This is a genomic window from Streptomyces mexicanus (assembly GCF_902506575.1).
Taxonomy (GTDB): Bacteria; Actinomycetota; Actinomycetes; order Streptomycetales; family Streptomycetaceae; genus Streptomyces; species Streptomyces mexicanus.
This window is the reverse complement of sequence record NZ_LR732653.1, coordinates 1-8056: the sequence shown is the minus strand read 5'-3', so window position 1 is coordinate 8056 and position 8056 is coordinate 1. Positions and strand designations below refer to the sequence as shown.

6 protein-coding genes are annotated in these 8056 nt (G+C 73.4%); 4 read left to right on the top strand and 2 right to left on the bottom strand.

The window, feature by feature from the left end; translation table 11 throughout:
* Window positions 1-178 precede the first annotated feature (178 nt).
* From GV126_RS34325 to GV126_RS34305, 4 genes are all read left to right on the top strand, one after another.
* Window positions 179-979 (top strand): restriction endonuclease, encoded by an 801-nt coding sequence (locus GV126_RS34325; RefSeq protein ID WP_159675172.1) that lies wholly within the window; start codon window positions 179-181, stop codon window positions 977-979.
* Between the two features lie 121 nt (window positions 980-1100).
* Window positions 1101-1973, top strand: coding sequence for a PaaX family transcriptional regulator (locus GV126_RS34320; RefSeq protein ID WP_328707382.1), 873 nt, complete (start codon window positions 1101-1103; stop codon window positions 1971-1973).
* A 500-nt stretch (window positions 1974-2473) separates the two neighbouring features.
* Window positions 2474-4519: a serine hydrolase gene (locus GV126_RS37400; protein WP_328707381.1), complete on the top strand. Its 2046-nt coding sequence runs from the start codon at window positions 2474-2476 to the stop codon at window positions 4517-4519.
* 680 nt (window positions 4520-5199) lie between these two features.
* Window positions 5200-5376, top strand: a complete 177-nt coding sequence (locus GV126_RS34305) for a hypothetical protein (protein ID WP_159675170.1) — start codon at window positions 5200-5202, stop codon at window positions 5374-5376.
* 154 nt (window positions 5377-5530) lie between these two features.
* Here GV126_RS34305 and GV126_RS34300 read toward each other — a convergent pair whose 3' ends face one another.
* Together GV126_RS34300 and GV126_RS34295 are read right to left on the bottom strand one after the other, a co-directional pair.
* Complete coding sequence (locus GV126_RS34300) at window positions 5531-5773, bottom strand: acyl carrier protein (protein ID WP_159675168.1); 243 nt, start codon at window positions 5771-5773, stop codon at window positions 5531-5533.
* A gap of 146 nt (window positions 5774-5919) precedes the next feature.
* Window positions 5920-7137: a PP2C family protein-serine/threonine phosphatase gene (locus GV126_RS34295; protein WP_159675166.1), complete on the bottom strand. Its 1218-nt coding sequence runs from the start codon at window positions 7135-7137 to the stop codon at window positions 5920-5922.
* Window positions 7138-8056: the final 919 nt, after the last annotated feature.

Here is an 8056-nt window from a genome sequence, read left to right as displayed (position 1 = left end):
CCTCTGGCCCCACCCGCGGAGTCCCCCGCACCCGCCGCCCTCGCCCGAGAAACCCTCACGCCCTCGTGGGGAGGGCCACAGCACCGCGCGCGCAGCCGTGAACTCGTCCTTCCCGGGCACACGACCGGAGTGATCTTCACACGCGCCCGGTATCCGGGCCCGGAGAAAGGACTCCTCCTTGGCCACACCCGCGCGCAGACCCCGGCGGGCCTCCCGCCGACCCCGCTTCGACCTCCGTGCCACCACGCTGACCTTCGCCCTCGTCGCCGCGCTCCTGTGTGCCGCGGGCCTGGTCGTCCGCACCGCCGCAGGGGTCGTGGAGCAGCGCCCCGGCTGGGCCGCCGTGCTGGGCCTGTGCGCCACGGCCGGCTTTCTGGCCGTACGGCGCCGCGGGCGGCGCCGCGCCGTCGCGCGGGCCGCGGCACGGGCCGGTGAAGCGCTGGATGCGGGCACGAGAACGGCGCTGGAGGAACTGGAGCCCGATCCGGCCGACGCCGCCGATCCTGCCGTCGCACCCGACCCGGCCGCCCTCGCCCCTGGCGACGGCCTCGCCCCTGCCGACGGCCTCGACCCGGCCGCGCCGAGCCTGGAGTCCATGGACGCGGGGCAGTTCGAGGAGGCGGTGGCCGCCCTGTGCGAGCGCGACGGCTGCCGGGACGTCGAAGTCGTCGGCGGAGCCGGGGACCTGGGCGCCGACGTCGTGGCCACGTGTCCACAGGGCAGGCGCGTCGTCCTGCAGTGCAAGCGCTACGACGTCCGTCACCGGGTCGGCTCGCAGGACCTGCAGCGTTTCGGAGGCACCTGCTTCACCGTCCACGAGGCCGACGTCGCCGCGGTCGTCACCGCCAGCGGCTTCACGGCGCCCGCCGTCGAGTACGCCGAGCAGTGCGGGATCGTCTGCGTGGACGGGCGGGCCCTGCGGGCGTGGGCCGAGGGCACGGGCCCGGCACCGTGGGAGGCCCGCCCCTGCCCCGACTGACGTACGGGCGCGGGCGCACTCGATCCTCGCCTTGCGGTGCGCCGACAAGGAAACATTAGGCACTACCGTTACCGCAGTCAAGAACCAGCCCGACTTTCTCTCGGCCCCTACACTGAGCCGCGTGACCGGGACACACACCCAGCCCTCGACGGGCCAGGAGGAAGGGACCGCGGCGTCCGCGCGGCCGCAGACGCTGATGCTGCGCTTCCTGGGCCTGTATGTCCTCGAACACGGCAGCGCGGTCTACTCGGGCAGCGTCATCGACGTGTTCGCACGCGTGGGGGTCTCCGAGGACGCGGTGCGCTCCACTCTGACCCGGATGGTCAAACGCGACCTGCTGGCCCGTCACCGCCGCGGCCGCAAGATGTACTTCGGCCTCACCGCGCGCTCCACCGAGGTGCTGCGCGACGGCCACGACCGCATCTGGGGCGCGGGCGCCGTCAACCGCGACTGGGACGGCACCTGGACCCTGGTCGGCTTCTCGCTGCCCGAGGCCTGGCGCAGCCAGCGCCACGACCTGCGCTCGCGCCTGGTGTGGGCGGGCTTCGGCCCGCTGCAGAACGGCCTGTGGATCGCGCCGGGTCACCTGGACGTCCCCGCCGTCGTCGCCGGACTCGGCCTGGAGGACCACCTCAACGTGCTGCGCGGGCACGCGGCCGAGCCGACCGAGGCCGCGCAGCTGCTGCACCGGGCCTTCGACACGGCCGCCATCGCCCAGCGCTACCGCGCCTTCCTCGACCAGTGGGACCGCCCGGAACCCCTGCCGTCCGCCCCGGACGACCTGGCCCGGCAGCTCCTGCTGCACACCGACTGGCTGCAGGTCGTCCGCTCCGATCCGCGCCTGCCCGCCGAGCACCTGCCCGCCGACTGGCCCGCGATCCGCGCCGAGCACGTCTTCCGCACCCTGTCCGCGCAGTACGACGCCCCGGCCAAGCAGCTGGCCGACGCGGTGCTGGACACCATCCCGGCGGAACCGGCGACCGAGCAGGACTGAGCGCGGAGGAGCACGGCACGGCGGGGGACGGCACGGCGCCCCGCCGTGCCGCTGCGTCGACGCGGCCACGGGCAGCCGTGCGGCCGGCAACCGAGGACCGATGGCCGACGACCGATGACCGGCAACCGAGGACCGATGGCCGACGACCGATGACCGGCAACCGAGGACCGATGGCCGACGACCGGTGACCGGCAACCGGCGACCGGCGACCGACGACCGACAAACGTTCGTCACTTCATTGACCGCCGTCCGCAATCAGCCCTATATTCGCCGCACCCGCCGGTGACACGAAGGCTCAGCGGACCCCTTGCGCCACCCCGTCCGCCGGCCCATCGGCGGCCCACGGACCCCAGCACGGCCGGCACCGACCGCCGGACAGCACTCCGAGACACCCTTCGGCGGTCGTTCCTCCCGCACGCCTCATCGGTACCGACACGCTTCTTCCGCACCGACACCCATCCGCCGTACAGCCCCTCCGCCGTACAGAGATGAGCCCGCACATGCCGAAGTTCGCGCTCGGCGCGGCCGCGCTGGCCGCCGCCCTCGCTCTCACCGCAGCAACCCCCGCCGCCGCGGGGAGCGCCACCCCGCAGACCACCGCGCCCGCCGCCACCAGCACGCGCCACCTCAGCGGGCGCCTTCCGGACGGCGCGACCTGGATCGCCGACCTGCCCGCCCACTGGAACGGCACCCTGCTGCTGTTCAGTCACGGCTACGGCCCCACCACCGCCCAGGACGCGCCCTCCCCCGCGGCCGGGCAAGCCCTCCTGGCCGAGGGCTACGCGCTGGCCGGCTCCTCCTACGACCCGAACGGACCCTGGTGGGCGCTGGAGAGTGCCGAACGCGACCAGCTCGCCACCCGGGAGGCGTTCGCCGCCGCCGCGGGCCGCCCGGCCCGCACCCTCTCCGTCGGGCAGTCCATGGGCGGCCTGGTCAACGCCCAGCTCGCGCGGGACGCGGACGGCGACATCGACGGCGCCCTGGGCCTGTGCGGCCTGGTCGCCGGCGGCGTCGACCTGGACAACTACCAGCTGGACGCCGAGTACACCCTCGCCTCCCTGCTCGCCCCCGACGAGCACCTGCGGCTGGTGGACTTCGCCGACCAGGACGCGGCCGCCGCGACCGCGGCCCGGCTCACCGCCGCCGTGGAGCGCGCCCAGGCCACGCCCGCGGGCCGGGCGCGGATCGCGCTCGCCGCCGCGTACCTCAACCTGCCCGACTGGGCCCCGGGGCAGAACCCGCCCGCGCCCGGCGACGCCGAAGCGCAAGAAGCCCAGCAGTACGCCTGGTTCGCCCAGGGCGTGCTGTCGTTCATCGGGCCCGCGCGCTACTCCGTCGAGCAGTCGGCGGGCGGCAACACCTCGTGGAACGCGGGCGTGGACTACGCCGAGCTGCTGCGCTCCTCCGAGCACGCCGCCGAGGTCCGGGCGCTGTACCGGGCGGCGGGAGCGGACCTGCGCGCCGACCTCACCGCCCTGACCCGCGGCGCCCGGGTGCACGCCGACCCGCAGGCGGTGCGCCGCCTGCAGCGCACCTCCACCGCCGGGCAGGGGCTGGCCGTGCCGCTGCTGGACCTCCACACCACCTCCGACCAACTGGTGCCCGTGCAGCAGGAGAACGCGTTCGCCGCGCGGGTACGGGCCGCCGGTGACGGCGCCCTGCTGGAGGTCGCCGAGACGATCGCCGCGGACTGGGCGGCGCTCGGCATGCGGGGGTCCTTCCTCGCCCGCCGCCTCGACACCGGCGACCAGCTCGGCTTCGACGTCGAGACCCCGGTGCCGCTGGCCTCGGTGGTCAAGGTGCCGCTCGCCCTCGTCGTCCTGGACCGGATCGCGGCCGGCCGGCTCGACGCGGCGCGGCCCGTGACCGTGGACCCGGCGACGAGCAGCGTCGGACCCACCGGGCTGGCGGCGTTCCGGCACCCGGCCACCGTGGCAGTCGGCGACCTGCTCGGGCTGATGCTCTCGGTGAGCGACAACGCGAGCGCGGACGCGCTGTTCGGCCTCGTTCCGCCCGAGGACGTCGACGCCCGCCTGCGGGAGTGGGGGTGTGCGGACATCCGGGTACGGCACCGGATGCAGCGCATGTACGAGTGTGCCGCAGGTGTGGCCGGTGACGACTTCACCCTCGCCCTCGAACTGGCCGTCCGCGACGAGGAGTCGGGCCGGCACACCCTGCAGACGCTGGACCCCGCGCACGCCAACCTGGGCACCGCCGCCGCGCTCGTCGATCTGCTGGAGCGGGTGTGGCAGGACCGCATCGCCCGGCCCGACGCGACCGCCGAGCTGCGCCGGCTGATGGGCTCCCAGGTCTTCGTGCACCGCCTGGCCGGCGACCTGCGCACGGACACAGTCCGGGTGAGCGGGAAGACGGGGACCTTCCTGCACCTGCGCCACGACATCGGCGTCGTCGAGGCGGCCTCCGGCCACCGGGTGGCGATGGCCGCGCTCACCCGCGGCGACCGCCGGGCCGCACTGGCCCCGGACATCGACTGGGCCATCGCGACCGCCGCCCGCCAGGCGTTCACGGTCCTGCGCGCCCGGTAGCCACACCTCACCGCACCGCCCGGCGCTTCCCGGCGCGGGGCGGTGCGGTGCACCTGGCCCTCGCCGTGCGGGCCCTCGCCCGGCTTGTCGAGCACGTGGGCCGTGCCGTGGCCCACCGTGACGTGGCTGGGGGCGGCGCCGGTGGCCACGGCACGCACCGCGGTGCCCTTGCGCGCGGGGCGACGGCCGACGCCGGCGTCGGTGCGGTCGATCGACCGCGAGCATGCCGCCGCTGCGTGCGTGGGCGGCCACGGACAGTGCCACGGAGATCGGGCCGTCGCCGGCCGGTACGAACACCGGCTTCGTCGCCCACGAGCGGACCGGGCCGACGGTGTGTCACCGTTTCCGACGCGCGCCCGTACGCGGCCGGGGCCCGGTGGGGGAGGAGGCCGCTCTGCCCGTCGGATCAGGGCCGCCGCACGGGTGCGTGTGCCGCGCGCCGGCGGGTGTGTGGGTGCCCGGCGCGGCGATACGTGTCCTCGCCCCGTGACACCCGGTCCGTCCTCATCCCGTGACACCCGAGCCACCCCCGCCGTCCGATGCGGCTGGATTCACGGTTCAGGGTGTGCTGTCCGGGAACTCGGCAGGACCACCTTGCGTGCTCGTGCGCCTGTGCGCGGGCAGGGCTCCGGCCGAGTTCCGGACACAAGGTACGGCAAGGGTCGAGGGAGATGATCGGGATGACCAGCCCGGACGAGCAGAACATGTCCCATCCGCTGGAGCAGGTCACCGGCGAGAAGGACGTCCATCCCGAAGAGGACGCCCAGAAGCAGGCGGCGGCCGACTCCCCGGACGAGGAGGAGGCCGGCAGCCGGCAGGACGAAAGCGGGGGCGGCGCGCCCGAAGGAGCGCCCTGACACACGTCGGTCGACCGACCGCGCCCGCCGATGGACCTCGGTCGACCGACCGCGCCCGGAGACGAGGGTGCCCGCCGATGGACTCCATCAGCGGGCACCGCCACCGAGCCTTCTGATCTCCGCCGGGCCCGGCCGCGAGGGAGGGTCGGCCGTCTCAGCCGACGGCCGGACCGGCTTCCTTCGTCCCGGACAGCTCGGTCAGGAACTGATGGCACCGAGCGGCGCGTTCGGAGTCCTGCTCCATGACGGTACGGAAGAACTCGGCGATCTCCTTCTTGCCCGCGTTCTCCGCGTCCCGCACGTACTGACCGTAGTCGTGCCCGGCCTTCAACGAGTGGTACTGCACCGAAATGAGGTCGTACACCACGTCGCTGAACCCGGTCTCACCAGTGGCCATGAGTCCTCCTGTCGTAAGAAGCCTGACGTCAGGCGGGTATCACCGCGTGAACGGATGAAACACGTCGCTGCCGACCGGAACCGGAACTTCAGGGCCGGGCAGCACGGCCGTGAACCCTCCGAGGGCGTGGTCGGCGGCCCGGCTTTTCAGGCCTCCGGGATGCTCCTGGCTTGAGGGAAGGGGTGCCATTCCAAGAGCACGATGGTCGCGTCGTCGTCGAGTTCGCCGCCGTGGTGTTCCAGGATCGTGTGGATCAGACGGCGAAGGGCTTCGGGCGCGGGGTCGCCGGCGGCGATGGCGCGGATGATGAAGTCGGTGAAACGTTCTTCACCGAACCGGGTTCCGCTCGGGGAACGGGCCTCGGTGACCCCGTCGGTGTAGAGCAGGACACTGTCACCGGGCTCCATCTGGAAGCGGCTCACCCGGCGACCGTTGCCGGGTTTCATGCTGCGCAACCCCAGTGGCGGCTCCGGATCCTGCCCGAGTGCTTCGCGCAGCACCTCCTTGTCACGGATGAGCAGGGGTGTGGGGTGGCCGCAGTTGACCCACTCGAGGCTGCCCGTGCCTGTCTGCATGCTCGCCAGGACGGCGGTGACGTACCGGTCGGGAAAGACCTCGTTGACCGCGTCGTCGATCGTGATCGCCATCTGCTCCAGACCCGCGCCCGCGCGGCGGGACGCGCGGCAGGCCGCCAGGGCCACGGAGGTGACCAGACCGGCGGCCAGGTCGTGTCCCATGGAGTCGAAGATGCCGAGTTGGACCGTGTGATCGACCGTGGAGTGGTCGAAGGCGTCGCCGCCGAGGTTGTAGGCAGGCTCCAGCACGGCGCTGGAGGTGAACCGATCGGTGCCGATGGTCCGCGGGGCGAGAAAGGCCCAGACCAACTCGGACGGCGTCTGCATCGACGCCAGGCGTTGCCGCATGGTGTACGCGTCGCTGTAGGCGGCCTTGTCGACCACCACCAGAGCGATCAAGGACACCAGCGCCCGGCAGGTCTCCACCGTTGTGGCATCCAGGACCGGGGCCTGGATGCCGACGACGCCGAGTCGTTCCACCCCGTCGAGCAGGGGCAGCCACAGGACCAGCCCGCGCCCCATGGAGTCCTCGGTGATGCGGGGAGAGGCCGTCCGGTACGCCCAGCCGGCGAGCGTGCCGTCGATGGGGACGGTGCGCGGCGCCTCGACCCGGGAGTCCGGCACCGAGACCAGCTGCTTCTGCTGGAGGTCGGCGAGGTAGATGGTCAGGTGGCTGATCTGCAGCGACTCGTACTCGCGGCGCAGCACCTCGGGCAGGTCGGTGGGCGCTATCGTCGCGTACCCCCGCAACAGGCGAAGCACTGCCTGGGCCCGCTCCGGCATCACCATCACCAGCTTCCCACCGGGGTCCGCCCCCTGTGTCCACGCTAAGCCCGGTCGGGGCACCGGCGCCGGACAGGCGGATCGGTCGGCGCCCCGCCGCCGGGGTCGTCTTCCGCGGTACCACGTGGACCGCGGCGGCTCCGGCCGGAACCGGCAACATTCGTGCCGCGACGTTTCGGCCACTTGGTCTGCGCGCCCTCCGGGCGGCGGGGTGATGCTCCGGCGGGTCCAGCACAGCGGGCACGACGCTCCGTCCGCCCGAGGCGGCGGGCACCGCGGTGAGACGGAAGGTGCCCCAGCAAGTGATCACTGTCGGTGTCGAAGAGGAACACCTGCCGGCCGACAGGGCCACCGGTCGGCCCGCCGCACACGGGGACAAGGTGCGTAGGGCGGCGGGACCGAAGCGTTTCGTAGCGCACCGCCCGCGAGCAGGAGCCGTCAGACCGGCCGCCTGTCCGGACTCGGTCGCGGCCGGGCACGGCAGGCTGCCGCGGAACGACGCGCCCAAAAAGCGACCGAGCGCAATTGCGGGTGTGTCACTGCTGCCTGAGGGTGTGTCACCGCTGCTTGATGATCTTGTAGGATGAGCCGCCACCTGTGAGACGCCGGGTACGGAACGCGCTGAACACAGTGCCCCAGGCGAGCCATGTCGCATGCCCGGCGCAGGGGGACACGGGCGGCACCCACGACAGGAGCGGCTTCGCTCACCCCCACGGCGAGTCCGCCTCCCTGTGCACCTCGCAGTTGCGACCGGAGTCCAAGTGCACCGTTTTGTCATGCCCGTGGCCGTGGCCGAGGTGGCGTTCTCGTCCGCGTGAGCGGCGGGCGACACCGCTGCCGACCGTCCGTCTCCCGCCCAGTGAAAGCCCCCCCCCCCCCCGACCCGTTCCCCGCATTCCGCCCCGACCGCCCGCCCGCACGCCGC